Annotated in this window: 12 protein-coding genes; 8 read left to right on the top strand and 4 right to left on the bottom strand. The window is 32.6% G+C overall.

Annotation, left to right across the window (positions count from 1 at the left end; translation table 11 throughout):
- Positions 1-20: 20 nt before the first annotated feature.
- Both SJY43_RS03620 and dinB read right to left on the bottom strand, forming a co-directional pair.
- Entirely contained in the window at positions 21-1187 is a 1167-nt protein-coding gene (locus tag SJY43_RS03620) for a DNA cytosine methyltransferase (protein ID WP_396602483.1), read from the bottom strand.
- Positions 1188-1265: 78 nt separating this feature from the next.
- Positions 1266-2366, bottom strand: a complete 1101-nt coding sequence (dinB, locus tag SJY43_RS03615; RefSeq protein WP_396602482.1) for a DNA polymerase IV — start codon at positions 2364-2366, stop codon at positions 1266-1268.
- Positions 2367-2420: 54 nt separating this feature from the next.
- Here dinB and SJY43_RS03610 point away from each other — a divergent pair, with 54 nt between their 5' ends.
- The 4 genes from SJY43_RS03610 to SJY43_RS03595 all read left to right on the top strand — a co-directional run bounded on the left by SJY43_RS03610 (position 2421) and on the right by SJY43_RS03595 (position 6650).
- Positions 2421-2894 (top strand): CYTH domain-containing protein, encoded by a 474-nt coding sequence (locus tag SJY43_RS03610; RefSeq protein WP_396602481.1) that lies wholly within the window; start codon positions 2421-2423, stop codon positions 2892-2894.
- Complete coding sequence (locus tag SJY43_RS03605; protein ID WP_396602480.1) at positions 2882-3436, top strand: YciI family protein; 555 nt, start codon at positions 2882-2884, stop codon at positions 3434-3436. The genes SJY43_RS03610 and SJY43_RS03605 overlap by 13 nt, the downstream gene beginning before the upstream one ends.
- Before the next feature lie 74 nt (positions 3437-3510).
- The gene (locus tag SJY43_RS03600; RefSeq protein ID WP_396602479.1) at positions 3511-4317 is read left to right on the top strand and encodes an endonuclease/exonuclease/phosphatase family protein; all 807 of its coding nucleotides are present in this window, start codon (positions 3511-3513) and stop codon (positions 4315-4317) included.
- A gap of 500 nt (positions 4318-4817) precedes the next feature.
- The gene (locus SJY43_RS03595; RefSeq protein ID WP_396602478.1) at positions 4818-6650 is read left to right on the top strand and encodes a T9SS type B sorting domain-containing protein; all 1833 of its coding nucleotides are present in this window, start codon (positions 4818-4820) and stop codon (positions 6648-6650) included.
- Here the strand turns inward: SJY43_RS03595 and pbpC are convergent.
- The gene (gene pbpC / locus SJY43_RS03590; RefSeq protein ID WP_396602477.1) at positions 6647-8998 is read right to left on the bottom strand and encodes a penicillin-binding protein 1C; all 2352 of its coding nucleotides are present in this window, start codon (positions 8996-8998) and stop codon (positions 6647-6649) included. The two genes, SJY43_RS03595 and pbpC, sit on opposite strands and share 4 nt — an antisense overlap.
- 148 nt (positions 8999-9146) lie before the next feature.
- On the opposite strand from pbpC, the gene SJY43_RS03585 reads away from it, so the two are divergent.
- The 4 genes from SJY43_RS03585 (at position 9147) to SJY43_RS03570 (ending at position 16172) form a co-directional block, all read left to right on the top strand.
- Positions 9147-10994: a T9SS type B sorting domain-containing protein gene (locus SJY43_RS03585; protein WP_396602476.1), complete on the top strand. Its 1848-nt coding sequence runs from the start codon at positions 9147-9149 to the stop codon at positions 10992-10994.
- A 146-nt stretch (positions 10995-11140) separates the two neighbouring features.
- Positions 11141-13441, top strand: coding sequence for a beta-glucosidase BglX (bglX, locus tag SJY43_RS03580; RefSeq protein ID WP_396602475.1), 2301 nt, complete (start codon positions 11141-11143; stop codon positions 13439-13441).
- Positions 13442-13819: 378 nt separating this feature from the next.
- Positions 13820-14827 (top strand): IS110 family transposase, encoded by a 1008-nt coding sequence (locus SJY43_RS03575; protein ID WP_396601757.1) that lies wholly within the window; start codon positions 13820-13822, stop codon positions 14825-14827.
- Positions 14828-15284: 457 nt separating this feature from the next.
- A complete protein-coding gene (locus SJY43_RS03570; protein WP_396602474.1) occupies positions 15285-16172 on the top strand; it encodes a hypothetical protein in 888 nt (295 codons plus the stop codon).
- Here the strand turns inward: SJY43_RS03570 and SJY43_RS03565 are convergent.
- The gene (locus tag SJY43_RS03565; RefSeq protein ID WP_396602473.1) at positions 16150-16989 is read right to left on the bottom strand and encodes a nucleotidyl transferase AbiEii/AbiGii toxin family protein; all 840 of its coding nucleotides are present in this window, start codon (positions 16987-16989) and stop codon (positions 16150-16152) included. The two genes, SJY43_RS03570 and SJY43_RS03565, sit on opposite strands and share 23 nt — an antisense overlap.
- Positions 16990-17029 lie beyond the last annotated feature (40 nt).

Genomic DNA, 17029 nt, shown 5'->3' with positions numbered 1-17029 from the left:
TCGTTTATAGCTGGCTAAATTTAAACCAAGTATTTTTTAATAGCCAAAGCCACAGCTTTAGCTAATAATGGAGGCACAGCATTACCAGTTTGTACTCGAGCTTGCACTGTACCGCCTTTAACTACAAAATTATCTGGAAAACTTTGTATTCTACAGCGTTCGCGTATGGTTAAACCACGATTATCTTTTGGGTGCCCAAGTTGAAACTGAGGGCGAATACCACCAGAAACTTGAGTTGGACTAAGAATATCCCAAGCCAATCGTATACGTTGTTTAAACCTGTCGTACATAGGCTCACCTGGTTTTGTGTTTCTTATCCTGTCAATAGTGGCTAAGGGATGGTTTGGTGCCGTATGTCCAGTAAAGCTTTCTTCTACATTTTCACGCATCAGCTTTTGATATTCGCTAAATGGATCAGATTTATATTTGGTTTTAGTTTCTTTAGTTTTTAAGGCAGGCAAGTCTCCAATAGCATCTTTAATGGTTACATATTCTTTTTCAGTTTCAGGACCATGGGTTTTAATAATGTCTCTAAAATCGAATGTATTGTCTTTTATACCAACAAAAATGAGTCTTTTTCGTTTTTGTGGCACACCATAATCTGGCGCATAAAGTAACTCGCTTTTTACTGTCATATGCCCAATATCACTTAAATGAGTTTCAATGTCTTTAACAAAACTACCAACACTTTTCATTCCAGAAACATTTTCTAAAACAACAACTTTGGGTTGTAAAACTTCAACAAACCTGGCAAACTCTTTGTACATGAAATTTCTATCGTCTTGCTCGTGTCTTTTTCTGTTATTTAATGAAAATCCTTGACAAGGAATACCACCAATTAATACATCTAGTTGCCTACCGTTAAGTAGTTCTTTAATAACTTCTGGGTTAACTTTTTTAACATCACCATTAATAGTCGAGCAATTTGGGTGATTTGTTTGAAACGTTTTTATAGAAGGTGTATGAATATCGCAACCCAATACGGTTTCATAACCTGCCATTTCAAAACCTAAAGAAGTACCTCCACAACCACAAAATAATTCTGCTACTATAGGTTTTTTAGTATTGACATTAGTACCTTTTTTAAAGATGGGTTCAGCATTCCAATAATATCCATTCTCTTCCACCTTCACAGAACTATCCCAAGCACTTTTTTTAATAATAACGGGTTCTTTTGTTTCTGGCATGTTTGTTTCTCTCGTGATGATTAAAGTTTGTGTAAAATCAAATGTAATAAATTATACCTCTTCTTTCTGATGTTACTATTAAAACTCAAATTTCAACTGTACATTAATACTTTTTTTTAGCTCTGGTTTTTTCTTTTTTTCAGTATTTAAATTAGATAAAGAAATACCAAGTAGACGTACAGAATTTGTCATTTTTTCTTGATACAATAAATCCTTTGCAGTTTCTAAAATTACACTTTTGTCACTAATATAATAAGGCAATGTTTTGCTTCGCGTTTGTAATGTAAAGTCACTATATTTTATTTTTAAAGTAATTGTTTTTCCTGCTACTTTACTTTTTAATAACCTTCTAGAAACCTCTTCGGCAATTTGTTCTAGTTTTTCAAGCATAAATATTTCAGACGATAAGTTTTCACTAAACGTACGCTCAGCAGCTAAGCTTTTTCGAGTTCTGTGTGGCTTTACATCACTATTGTGAATCCCTCTTACAACATCATAATAGTAGCGTCCAGATTTGCCAAAGTTTTCGTCTAAATATTCTAACGATTTGTTTTTTAAATCTAATCCTGTGAAAATCCCTTTTTGGTACATTTTTTCGGCAGTAACCTTACCTACGCCATAAAATTTTCTAATATCTAAAGCTTCTAAAAACTCTAGAACTTCTTCTGGATTTACTGTTTTCTGGCCATTAGGTTTGTTATAATCACTTGCAACTTTAGCAATAAATTTATTAATAGAAACTCCTGCAGATGCTGTTAAGCCAACTTCATCCAAAATACGAGCTCTTATTTCTTCAGCTATTAAAGAGGCACTTGGGTTTCCTTTTTTATTTTGGGTAACATCTAAATAAGCTTCATCTAAAGATAAAGGTTCAACCAAATCTGTATAGTCATGAAAAATTTTTCTAATCTTTTTTGAGATTTCAGTATACCGTTCAAAATTAGTTTTCACAAAAATAAGATGCGGACATAGTTTTATGGCTAAGCTGCCTGCCATAGCACTTTTAACGCCAAATTTTCTAGCCTCATAACTTGCTGCGCTTACTACACCGCGTTTTCCGCCACCTCCAACTGCAATGGCTTTTCCCTTAAGTTCTGGATTGTCCAATTGTTCTACAGATGCATAAAATGCATCCATATCGACATGAATAATTTTTCGAATTGGTAAATCGGCAAACATACTGTAAATTTATACATTATATCTCTGTTAATTAAAATAAGATTTAGATATTAAATGATAGAAATAGAACGTAAATTTTTGGTGTTATCTGATGCTTTTAAAACAGAAGCATTTAAATCTACACGTATTATTCAAGGGTATTTAAATTCTAATAAGCAACGCGCAGTACGAGTAAGGCTAAAAGGTGAACAAGGTTTTTTAACCATAAAAGGCGAGTCTTCAAAAAATGGATTATCTCGTTTTGAATGGGAAAAAGAAATACCAGAAAGCGAAGCTAAATCGCTATTAAACCTCTGCGAACCCGGTGTTATTGATAAAATTCGATATGAAATTAAATTAGGAAACCATGTTTTTGAAGTCGATGCGTTTTTTGGAGATAATGCAGGTTTAATTATCGCAGAAGTAGAATTAAATGATGAGAACGAACTTTTTGAAAAACCAAGTTGGCTAGGTGAAGAAGTATCTGGACAAACAAAATACTATAATTCACAATTAAGCAACCAACCTTATAACACATGGAAATCATGAAAAAAATAATAGTATTATTAGTTATTGCATTCTTTTTTAGCTGTAAAGAAGAATCAAAAACACCGGTATCAGAGATAAATACAGAAGTTGAAAATGTTTCAGAAATTATTAAAGATTCAGTTCTTATAGAAGCGAAAGAAATTATTGCCCCTAAAACCATAAAACAAATACAAGAGGAACTTACAAGTAAAGGTTTTAAAACTTTTGATTATGTTGATGAGAAAACAAAAGACACCGTTTTAATGCAACAATACTTTATGGCCTTTTTAAAAAAAGGACCAATTCGAGGACAAAATGAAGAAGAGGCCGCCGAACTTCAAAAGTTACACATGCAACATTTAAAAAAAATGTATAATATGGGTTATGCTGATATTTCTGGCCCTTTTGGAGATGATAGTGACATGCGAGGTGTTACTATTTACAACGTACCAACATTAAAAATGGCAGATAGTTTAGCAAATTCAGATCCTATGGTTATTGCAGGAAGGTTGATAATAGAGTTACACCCTTGGTGGGCAGCAAAAGGTTTTCCATTACGCTAATGCTAAAAATATTAAAACAGTATAGATCCCGAATCAACTTTATTATTATCATTATATTATTATTGATTCATTTTGTGCTAAAAGAAACTACTTTTTTCTTTTCGTTACTTTATTACACGTTTCCTTTACCTCTAATTATTCTTGGGATAGTAATCTTTTCTATTTTTCAAATTAAGAATACAAGAATTTTTAATTTAATTCTAGCAATACTATTATCAGTAATATGGATTGGTAGAAGTTTCAAAATAAATACTTCGGAAATTGTTAAAGAAAGTGATATTGAAGTAATGTTCTGGAATGCCACTCATAAAAGAGAATTTAATGATGTGTTTGAAAGAACAAACCACCTTCCGGATATTATTGTTTTAGTAGAGTATCATGCAGAAGAACTTGCTGAAACTAAATTAAAATTCCCTGATTTTTTCTACTATTGGCATGAAGAAAGTGAAATAGGCATTTTTTCAAAAAAAGAAATTGAGATAAAAGATGTATTTGTTTCAAAGGATGAAACGTTTGTCATTAATTTCGTTACTAATGGTTTAAATTTTTATGCTATTGATGTAGCATCAAGTATGCATGTTTTTAGAAAGAACCAATTAGAATTTGTAACAAAATGCATTAATACTAATAAAAACACAATACTATTAGGAGACTTTAATACGCCTTTAGAATCAAGGTTTTTTAATGATATTAAAACTAATTTTAATCAAGTTTTAAATGAAAAAGGAAATGGATTCAGAGAAACATGGTTTTGGAATATACCGCTTTTATCGATAGATCATATTTGGGTTTCAAAAGATCTACAAATTTTAAATGCCGAAAAAATTAGTACGTTTAAATCAGACCATGTAATGCTTAAAACTCATGTAAGGAAAAAATAGCTTGTATAGTTTTTGTATAGGCAAAAAATAGTTTAATTAATCTCTATTTTAAGTAATATAGCCAAATAAGCTTTTTTATAATAAAGAAGTAATATTAAAAGCTAAAGCCTATCGTCAAGAATATTATTTTATTTGGAGTTTTAATAAGTTGTTTCTTTACTAATGAAGTATATGCTCAGCTTGGTTTTTGTTCAGGAAATTCTGGCGATCCTATTTTTACTGAAACTTTTGGAACAGGCACTAGCAATACCGCATTACCAGCTGGTACTACTACATATAATTATTCTAGTACTTATCCTAACGATGGTTTCTATACAGTAGCCAATGGCACTATAGGCAACGGGTTCGATTGGCATCAAACTCAAGATCATACTATAGGAGATACTAATGGTAAATGCCTTATTGTAAATGCAGCCGCAACTGCTGGTGAATTTTATAGAACTACGGTTTCTGGTCTTTGTGAGACCACTACATATGAATTTTCTGCGTGGTTATTAAATTTGGTAAGAGCAGGTAGTTTTTGCTCTACACAACCGGGAGGAACTATACCTATAAATGTACGTTTTGAAATTTGGGATAGTACCGATACAAATTTATTAGCTAATGGAAATACCGGTAATATTACAGAAACACCAAGTCCTATTTGGTCTGAATACGGATTGGTTTTTCAAACTTTAGCAGGTCAGAACGAAGTTCTTTTGAAAATGATTAACAATGGGTTAGGTGGTTGTGGCAACGATTTAGCTATAGATGATATTGAATTTAAATCTTGTGGAGATTTTGTAGCTGTTCCAGATACCTCAAATAATAATTCGGTTGCTATTTGTAGTTCGCAAGCTCCGTATACAAGCACATTAACTGCTAATCCAGATTTTTCAGTTTATACGAGTCATTTTTATCAATGGCAAGAAAGTCCAGATGGAATAACTTGGAATGATATGGTAGGTGAAACAAATCAAAGTATTTCAATATCAACATCAATAACAAACTATTACAGGACTAAGATTGCCGAAGTTGCTGTTAATTTAAGCAATCCGCAATGTGTTTCATTTTCAAATGAATATGAAGTTATTGTGAATCAATTACCGGCAATGCCTACTATTAAATGTTGGGAAACGGCTACAGTTAATAATGCTTCATGTTCTTGGGAAGTTACGGGTACACAACAAGCTCAACCACCAGTCGTAAATTGTTGGGATAATTATGTGTTCAATACTACTAGTTGTAAATGGGAAAACAACGGCGTGCAAGAAACGGAACCAACACCTGTAAATTGTTGGGATAGCTTTACGTTTAATTCAACAAGTTGTACTTGGGAAAATATTGGCACTCAAGATATTCAACCTGCTAAATTAAATTGTTGGGATAATTATGTGTTCAATACTACTAGTTGCACATGGGAAAACAGCGGCGTACAGGAAATAGAACCAGCACCTATAAATTGTTGGGATAGTTTTACGTTTAATTCAACAAGTTGTACTTGGGAAAATATTGGCACGCAAGATGTTCAACCAGATAAAGTAAATTGCTGGGATAATTATGTGTTCAATACTACTAGTTGTACATGGGAAAACAACGGCGTACAAGATGCTCAACCTGTGTTAGAGTGTTGGGAAACAGCAATGTTTAATGCAATAAGTTGTGTATGGGAAGTTACAGGAATAAAACCAGGAGGCGTATTTAATGAGGATATTAATTTATGTGAAGACGAAAATGTGTTATTAGAAACAAAAACTAACATTTTAAACCCTACTTATATTTGGAATACTGGAGAGACAACAGAAAATATTATTATTGATTCTCCAGGCAATTTTTCAGTAGAAATATCTGATGCTGCATGTACTTTTGAAACTAGAAATTTTAATGTAACTAAAACAGTAACACCAATAATTGAATCTGTAGTTTCCGATGGTCATGATATCATTATTACAACAGCTAATACGGGCAATTTTTTATATTCTTTAGATGGTACTGTTTTTCAATCAAATAATACATTTTCTAATGTAGAAGGAGGTTTATATACTGTATTTGTTAGAGCAGATAATTGCATTGATATTGCTAGTGTAGAACATTTACATTTTTATATTCCTGCTTTTTTCACTCCAAATAATGATGGTATTAATGATACGTTTAATTTAGTAGGAATTGAATTTTATGAGTCATCAGAAGTTTTTATTTATGACCGTTATGGGAAATTATTAAAATATACTAGAAATGATTATTTGTCTTGGGACGGGACATTTAAAAATGAATACTTACCAACTAACGATTATTGGTATGTGGTTATTATTGAAGGCCAAAAATTCACAGGTCATGTTGCTCTAAAGCGCTAATTCGAAATTTCAAATCTGCGTTTCGTTTCATTTCCAAATTCATCAACAACTGTAATAACATGTTTTCCTTGTTTTGGCTTAATAGCTAATTCATGTATGTCTTTTGTGCTCCCAACAAAAGTGTTATCAACATACCAAAACACCGTGCTTTCTGGTTTTGAATGCGCTATTTTTAAAATTAAATCATTGGTTTTTCCATCAAAATCTTTAGGTAAAAAGATGCTGTTATTTGCTTTTGGATAAATGAATTCTATGGAAACAGTATTCTCGCCTAGACAATCTGCTCTAAATTTAGGTAAGGGTTTATAAAAAGGATTTTTTGTTTTGTAGTAATATGCCATGATTGGAGGTAATACAAACCAAGACTTATGTTTAATATTGCTTATGTTTTCACAAGAAGAGTTTACCTGAAAACTTTCATTTTTATCAACATGAATTAAAATATGGTACGGGCATGGTTTGGTTTTTAGCCCACTTATTTGAATGTATTTTTGTTCGGTTTCATCACAATTAGTAGAAGCTCTATGTCCGCTTTGTTTACAAATAGTGACTTCTTGCATTTCATCAAAAGGTTTAGCAAACCAATCGCTATTAGGTAATAAATCAAAAACATCAAACAGTATAGGTGCGGCAGTTTGTACACCAACTAAACCTGGACGTCCTTCGCCATCGGCATTACCAACCCAAACACCAACCACATAATCTTTAGTTGTACCAATAGCCCATGCATCGCGAAAACCAAAACTGGTTCCTGTTTTCCATGCTATTTGTTTCGAGCCATCAAAAAACTCCCAACTATCATCGCTTTCGGGTCTGTTTACTTCTTTTAAACTTTCATATGTTAAATAAATAGAGGCAGCATCAAAAAGTGTTTTGCTTGTTGTTTTATTTCCAAAATCAATGCTTTCAGAAGCCAAAAAAGTAGGCTCGCAAAATTCATTTGAAAAATATTCGCTAGAATTATCAGCAAAATGATTTAGGGTTGAAGATAGCGCCGCGTAACTTTTACATAAATCCCAAAGGTTGCTTTCTGCACCACCTAAAACCAAAGAGAGTCCGTAATGGTTTGCGTTATATTTTAAATCCTTAAGATTTAATTGTTTTAAGTAATGATAAAATCTGTCTAACCCAAATTCTTGTAGCATCCTAACAGCTGGAACGTTTAATGAGCGAGATAAAGCACGACTTGCAGGAACTGCGCCATCATAAGTTTTATCATAATTTTCGGGATTATAACTTCCAAATTGAGTTGGTACATCTGGAACTAATGTGTCGGGAAGTAAATCTCCAGAATCTAGCATGGAAGCATAGAGAAAAGGTTTTAAAATACTTCCTGTACTTCTAGGTTTATCAATAATATCTACATCTTTTTGATGTGCTTTATCTGTTGGCGTATTACCAACATAGGTTAAAACCTGTCTTGATTTTACATCTAGAATTAATATAGCGGCATTATAAATTTCATTCTGACTTAATTGATTGTAATGTGTTTTTACAATGTGATTAACGCGCTCTTGAAGTTTAGTGTCTATAGTTGTTTGAATACGTTTGCCATAATGTTTCTGAGCTATTTTTTGCAATAAATGAGGTGCAATTTGAGGCAAAGGATATGGTTTTTGAGGCAAACCTTCAGCAATTGAAAGTTGATAGGTAAGCGAATCTATTATTGAGTTTTCTAGAAGTTTTTTTAGAAGACGGTTTCGTTTTATTAATAAACGTTCTTGGTTTTTCCCAGGATAAATTAAACTAGGCGCATTAGGTAAAACGGCCAATGTAGCATTTTCTGCCCAAGATAAATCGTTAGCATTTCTATTAAAATAGCGCCAAGAAGCTGCGTCAAGCCCTACTACATTTCCCCCGAAAGGGGCATTACTGGTATAAAAGGCTAAAATCTCATCTTTCGAATTTCTAAACTCTAACCGTGTTGCTAGGATAACTTCCTTTATTTTTTCAAAATACGTTCTAGATTGTCCCTTTCTAGATAGTCTAATAACTTGTTGTGTTAGCGTACTTCCGCCTCGTTTTACAGTACCAGATTTTAAATTATCTCTTAAAGCTTTAAAAATAGAAATGGCATTGAAACCTGGGTGTTTATAAAAATATTCATCTTCAAACTGAACTATACAGGTTTTGAATTTTTCTGGAATAGAATCGTTATAAGGAAATCGCCATTGTCCATCTTTTGCAATATGAGCACCTAACAACTCGTTATTTGAATCTGTAATTACTGTTGCTGTTGGGTCCTTAAAGAGCTGTTTTGGCAAGCAAAAAATGTAAACAATAATAAGTATTGCAATAAGTGCAGATTTAATACGATGCTTCTTTATGTAATCAATTACTATTGTCATTTATTTTATGTACTCTTAAGGCTTCAATTTAGATGCTTTTTATGATAATTTTATAATAAACAAAGTATAATACTTATTTTGCTAAAGTAATACAGCTTTTGTGAATCGAACTAACTTAAATACACGAATAAAATATAACTTTTGGATAATGTTATTGGTAGTTTCAATACCTTATAATTCTTTTGGGCAGTTAGGGTTTTGTTCTGGTAATTCTGGCGACCCTATTTTTAACGAAACGTTTGGTACAGGTGCTACAACATCATTGCCATTCGGCACTACAAGTTATGCTTATAATAGTACTCAGCCAAACGATGGTTTTTATAACGTGTCTAGTAATACCAATTGGTTTGGTTGGCACGATATTGTAGATCATACGGTAGGAGATACAAATGGACGAATGCTAATTGTTAATGCGGATTATACTCCTGGTGAATTTTACAGAACAACTATAAGTGGTCTTTGTGAAAACACAACTTACGAGTTTTCTTCATGGATGATTAACTTACTACCAAGTACGTCTGGATGCCCTGGAGGAGGTATTCCAATAAACGTAAAATTCGAAATTTGGGATAACACAAACACCAACTTATTAGCAAGTGGAGATACAGGTAATATAAACGGCACCTCAAGCCCTAATTGGCAACAATACGCATTGGTATTTAAAAGCTTGTCAAGTCAAACATCAGTTATACTAAAAATGCTTAATAACGGTGTTGGTGGTTGCGGAAACGATTTAGCTTTAGATGATATAGTTTTTAAATCCTGTGGTGATACTATTAAAATAGAAGACTCATCTGATTCAAACACTACAATTTTATGTGAAGACGAAGTGCCTTTTTCTACAATCATAAAAGCCACGCCAGATTTTACAATATTCACATCCCATTTTTATCAATGGCAAGAAAGTTTAGATGGTGTTATCTGGATGGATATAGCTGGCGAAACGAACGACACGTATTCAACGGCTCTAATATATAACACATCTTTTTATAGAGTTAAAGTAGCAGAAGCTGAAATAAATGTAAATAATGATTCTTGTAACTCTGCTTCCGAAATTTATGAAATTAGAGTCGTGCCTTTGCCTAATGTTCCGGTAAATAATGGCGATTTAGTAATTTGTGAAAACGACTTAACACCATTATCTGTTACTGTCCCAACGGGAGTTATTGTTAATTGGTATAATGCCAATACGGGAGGAAACCTGCTTAAGGCAAATAGTACAACTTACAACCCGACTGCTTCAGGAATTTACTATGCCGAAGCAGAAACTATAGAAAATGGTTGTTTATCAACGTCAAGAACAGCTGTGCAAATAGACTACTTAGAAATTCCAGAAGTTACAGACCAAATTCTTGAATTCTGCGAAAACACGTCAATTACTTTATACGCTAACCCAACAGACCCGAGCACAGTAACATCTTATTTATGGGATAATGGAAGCGTAGCAGAACAAATAGATGTTTCAGACCCAGGAACATATTCGGTTGTTGTTTCAAATAATTCGTGTAGTGTTACAAAAACTATTATGGTATCTCAAATTGATAACCCAATCATTGAAAGTGTAACATCTAGCGGAACTAATATTAATATTTCAACAACTAATACAGGCAATTTTTTATATTCTTTAGATGGTGTTACATTTCAGTCCAACCCAACATTTTTTAGTATTGAAGGCGGTCAATACACTATTTATGTAAAGCATCAAGATTGCGATGACCTAATAACCACACAACACATACATTTTTATATCCCAAATTTCTTTACACCCAATGGCGATAATGCAAACGACACGTTTAACTTAAAAGGCATCGAATATTATAGTACCTCCCAAGTATCTATTTTCGATAGGTACGGAAAACTTATTAAAAATGGTATAAACACCTCGCTTTCTTGGGATGGTACTTTTAAAGGGAAACTTTTACCAACAGGCGATTATTGGTATATCATCATTATAGAAGGCCAGAAATTTACAGGACACATTACTTTAAAACGTTAGCTATTTTTGATAAATTAGTAACACTATTTAACATATTTAATTCCAACAATTACATAGTCATGTATTTATCATTTCTCTAATTCATCAAAAGAAGAATATCTTCAGAAATTTTATTTTTTACTATGTAAACTTTATTATATTAAAACATGAAAAAAGCCCTATTTATATTTTTAATTTTCAATTGCATATCATGTAAAGTTCCAACGAATAATATTGATACTTCTCAAGATGACAAATTTGGAAATTCAGCCCAATTAAATATTGGAAAAAGTATCGATAGTCTTTTAAGTGTCATGACTTTAGAAGAAAAAATTGGTCAAATGAATCAATATAGTGGGTTTTGGGACGCTACCGGTCCAACGCCTAAGGCAGGAGATGTTGCTGCATCAAAATATGAAGATTTAAAAAAAGGTTTAGTTGGTTCTATGCTTAATGTAAAAGGCGTTAAACAAGTTAAAGCCCTTCAAAAAATAGCAGTAGAAGAAACCAGATTAGGTATTCCTTTAATTTTTGGTTTTGATGTTATCCATGGCTTTAAAACTATTAGTCCTGTTCCGTTAGCAGAATCTGCAAGTTGGGATTTAGAAGCCATTAAAAAGTCAGCTCAAAATGCGGCAGAAGAAGCTGCAGCTTCTGGTATCAATTGGACCTTTGCGCCAATGGTAGATATTTCTAGAGATGCGCGTTGGGGAAGGGTTATGGAAGGTGCTGGAGAAGATCCTTACCTAGGCTCTAAAATTGCAATTGCCAGGGTTAAGGGTTTTCAAGGCGAAGATTTGTCTTCACCAAAAACTATTGCGGCCTGTGCAAAACATTTTGCGGCTTATGGTTTTCCAGATGCTGGGCGTGAATATAATACAGTAGATATAGGTACTTCAACCTTATACAACATCGTTTTCCCACCATTTAAGGCAGCTACTGAAGCAGATGTAAAAACATTTATGAATGCTTTTAATATACTAAATGATATTCCTGCTACAGGAGACCGTTTTTTACAACGAGACGTTTTAAAGAAGTCATGGGGTTTTAACGGATTTGTAGTTTCAGATTGGGGTTCTATTGGTGAAATGGTAACTCACGGATATGCAGGAAGTGATAAGCATGCAGCAGAATTAGCAGTAAAAGCAGGTTCAGATATGGACATGGAATCTAGTGCATACGTTATCGAATTGGCAAATCTAGTTAAAGAAGGAACCGTAAAAGAGCAACTTGTTAACGATGCTGTAAGACGCATATTAAGAGTAAAATTTGAATTAGGCCTTTTTGATGATCCGTATCGTTATTGCAACGAGCAACACGAAAAAAACACCGTAGGTAAAAAAGCCTTTCATCAAGATGCTCTAGATATGGCTAAAAAATCTATTGTGCTTCTTAAAAATGAAAATAATCTATTACCATTAAAAAGAGAAAATCAAAAAATAGCGTTAATAGGTGCGTTAGCAAACGATAAAACCAGCCCGCTTGGTAATTGGGTATTGGCAGGTGAAAACGGTTTTGCCATATCCGTTTTAGAAGGATTAAAACAATATAAAGGCAATACAATAACCTATGCAGAAGGAGCTAAGGTGGCATTGCCAAATTCAAAACTTCATTTCACACAGGAACTTGATGTAAACGAAACCGACACGTCTGGGTTTTTAGAAGCCATTACATTAGCAAAAAAGTCTGATGTTGTTGTTATGGTTTTAGGAGAACACGGCTTACAAAGTGGTGAGGCAAGAAGCAGAACACATATTGACTTGCCAGGTGTACAACAAAGTCTTTTAGAAGAAATATATAAAGTAAATAAAAATATTGTTTTAGTATTAACCAATGGAAGGCCGTTGGCCATTCCGTGGGCTTCAGAACATATTCCTGCCATTGTAGAAGCGTGGCAATTAGGTATTCAAAGCGGTAACGCCATTGCTCAAGTATTATATGGAGATTATAATCCAAGTGGTAAGCTTACCATGACATTTCCAAAAAGTGTTGGTCAAGTTCCTATCTATTACAATAATAAAAGTACGGGAAGACCAGATATAGAAAACAGGAAAGAAGTGTTTAAGTCTCGTTATATAGATGAAGCCAATGAGCCTTTATACCCGTTTGGTTTCGGATTAAGTTATACTGCCTTTTCATATAAAAATTTAAAAGTCAAAACAGCTTCAAATAGGGAATTCAAAATTTCAGTCAATCTCACCAACACCGGAACAGTAAAAGGAAAAGAAGTAGCACAACTATATATTCACGACAAGTATGCATCTGTAGTGCGCCCTTTAAGAGAATTAAAAGGGTTTGAATTAGTAGAATTAGAACCCAATGAAATCAAAACACTTGAGTTCACTTTAACAGAAAAAGAACTAGGGTTTTATAATCATTTGGGCAAATTTGTTGTGGAACCAGGCGAATTTAATGTATTTGTTGGAGGAAGTTCAAATGCCTCATTAACAGGTAACTTTTCTCTGTAAAAAATTAATTATTCTATTAATTGTTTTTATTATGCTGTTTTGGGCGCCTGCCTGCCGGCAGGCAGGTTACCACACCCTTCGTCTACGCTCAGGGCAGGCGGTCGGGCTTTCCAATACAAGTCCTCGCTCGTGCCTCGCTGTGGGCTTTCCTTTGCAATCCCTAACCTTTAGTTTGCATAAAGAATAATACACTAAATTTATTCAAAGGAAAACAGAGGTGAACTACATCCCTAACTAAGTTAGTCTTATGCTGCGTATTAGTCCTCTGTTTTCTCCTTAGAATTTAAGTTGAAAAGCTTCAAATAGAATAGTAGACGTCAGAGGTCTAATAAAGGTTATAAAGCGATTCAACATTTTTTAAAAACTTAATATAAAATTATGAAAAATTATTCATTTCATGTTGGCATTGACATCTCAAAATTAAAATTAGATGTGGTTATAGTAGATAAAACAAATCCCATGTCATTGGAACATTTCGTTGTTACGAACAACACCAAAGGTTTAAAGCGAATGCTTACAGTTTTAAAAAAAAGAAAAATAGATTTAGAAAGTACCCTGTTCTGTTTTGAAAACACAGGTGTTTACACATTTCCTTTAAGCTGTTTTTGTTTTGAAAATGAGTTTGATTATTGGATTGTTCCAGCGGTAGAGATTAAGCGATCTAAAGGCATATCAAGAGGTAAAAGTGATAAGTCTGATGCTAAGGATATCGCTTTTTATAGCATTCGCAATATAGATAAGCTACAACTATCAAGTGTACCAGAGAAATCAATCCAGCAGTTAAAATTACTTTTTACTGAGCGCGAGAAAATCAAGAAATCCCTTTTACTATTTGGTTCAACTAGAGAAAATAAAGGGTATACGTCGTTAGATGTTTATAAAACAGTAGAGATTCAGAACAAGAAAACAATTAAATTTCTTAAAGCGAGCTTAAAAGTTATAGATGCTAAGATGCGTGAACTTGTAAAGCAAGAGCCTAAATTAAAACGTCAATTTGAGCTTATAAAAAGTATTAAAGGTGTTGGCGAGAAAACGGCTATTTATTTTATAATAGCAACTAAAGGGTTTAAGGTCTTTGACTCGGCTAGAAAACTAGCCTGTTATGCAGGAGTTGCACCTTTTGAGTACAGCTCAGGCTCAAGTATTAGAGGAGGTACTAAAGTTAATCATATGGCAGACAAAACAATGAAGTCTTTACTTCAAATGTGCGCCTTATCAGCCGTAAAGCATGATGCACAATTAAAAGCTTATTACTTAAGAAAACAAGATGAGGGGAAAAATAAAATGTTGGTTCTAAATAATGTGAGATGTAAAATTATAGGTCGAATTTTTGCTGTAATTAATAGAGATTCTCCTTTTGTAGACACTTATAAATTTGTCGCATGATTTTTAACGAAAACTATTTGTTTTCTATCATAGAATACGCATTTGTTTGCTGACTTGGTTTTAAGTTTAAAAAGAAGATTTTATCAGAGAGGTTCGTTTAACGTATTTGTATAAGATTAGTTGCGTGTTTAAGCATTAAAGTTAGCAAATAAATCACAGATAGAAAGTCTGATAGGACTTTCGTAAGCAAGCTAGAAACTAGCAATTAATTTTATACGTTGTTGTGCTTTCGTTATTTTTCATATAGTTCGTTGTATTTTATTTTACACTCATTTTAATTTGCTTTTTTAAATTTTTTTTCATAAATTTGCATCATACTATCATATATGATAGTATGATTAAGTTTTATTCGCTAATCTGATTCTCTTAAAACAATTTTATTTAATACTTGACTTTGTCAAAAAAAAACATTACATTTGATGGATAACATCATATATGATGTTATCCAGTAAATTAAATGCGAAAAGAATCATTTGATAGAGCTAGTTTAGAGATTGTTAATTTCTTTAATGCTAGTAAACAGCAAGCATATACTACTAACGACATTCAAAAAATATTTGAAAGTCAAAGAGAGCAATGGAAAATAGCTCAATACCGAAACTATAAGCATTTTATAACTTTTTTAAACAATAACAGAATTCTGATTCTTGATACTCAAAACCACGAATTCCACAATTCTGAAAAACAAATACTAAGAAAAAAAAGTTGTACTCCTTTTGATGTAGGTTTAACTGTAAAAAAAGATGGATATTTATGTAACTATTCAGCAATGCAAGTTCATCAATTAACTTTGCAAATTCCTAAGACAGTATATATTAGTGAGGATAAATATGAACCTTATTATGAAAACTCAAATATTGAATTAGAGCAAGAATCTGTTGATAAAGCTTTTTCAAAACCTCAAAGAGTTTCAAGAGAATCTTACAAGTCAGAATATGACGGATTTAGATATGTCTATCTTCAGAAAAAGCATAATTCAATTAACATAGGAATTACAACTATGAATGGTTTGGCTGTAACAGATTTAGAGAGAACTTTAATTGATATTGCAGTTCGACCAGCTTATTCAGGCGGAGCGTTCCAAATATTAGAAGCTTTCAATAAGGCAAAAGGAAAATTAAATCTTGATAAATTGGATAGTTATTTACAAAAACTTGATTATATATATCCTTATCATCAATTGTTAGGATTTTATTTAGATTTAGCAGGATTTCCAGAAGAGAAACTTAAATTGTATTTAGATAAGAAGTCTCATATTAATTTTTACCAAACTTATAACTTAACAAATAAAAAATTAAATCAAAAATGGGGTGTTTTTTATCCTACTGGTCTTGAAGCTCTCTAATGCATTCGATTGTAAAATCAAAGTAAAAATCATAACCTTTATTTTCTGCAGTAATTGTGTCCACAACAGTAATCCAATCTTCTTTCTGTAAATCTTTATATTTTTCAATTAAATTTAAAAATTCTAAAGGGACTCTCTTTGCATCAAAAATTTGTTCTAACATATTTTTGTTTTCTTGTGAACTGAAATCTATCCTAAAATTTTGACAAATATTCCATATATCATAAAAGTCACGAGCTCTACCTTTTACTCTGGCTGTAGGAACGATATCTTTATATTCTGGAATTGATTGACATAAAGCTCTTAATTTTTCAAAAACAATCATTTCAGGAGTATAAACAAAAAAAACAGCCCCATCAACATCAATCATTTTTTTTGAAGCTGTATATTCATAAGAACTTATATCGACAGTAAAAATAGGAGAGTTGTTGTCTTGAAGTGGAAAAGCTCTTCTTCTATTTTTATCTAAATCATCTGGGTCAAAATTCTCATAGTCAATTACCTTAAATGCTAGTTGATAGCCTTTCCATTCTTTTACTATATTTTGTTTAGGCTTTTCAAAAAAGTTAACATCAAATACAACTAAATTGTGCTTTTCAAATTCAGTTGTTAAAAGTCCGGAAAGTATTCCATTAATTCTATTATATTCCTCAGAATTAAAGTCACCGGAAATTGAAAAATCAATATCTTTTGACGCTCTATCTGTTATGTTATATGCTAATTCCAAGGCATTACCACCTTTTAAAACCAGCCCGTACATTAATTCTTCATCAGCTACTAATGCTCTTAGTGTAAGCATTTTTATTTTTTCTATCATATGTTTTTTCTAATTCCTAATGGTTGGTCATAATGAAGCA

The organism is Algibacter sp. R77976, assembly GCF_044594645.1.
Taxonomy (GTDB): Bacteria; Bacteroidota; Bacteroidia; order Flavobacteriales; family Flavobacteriaceae; genus Algibacter_B.
Note: the sequence above shows the minus strand (reverse complement) of the source record. Positions and strands in the feature narration are given on the sequence as shown.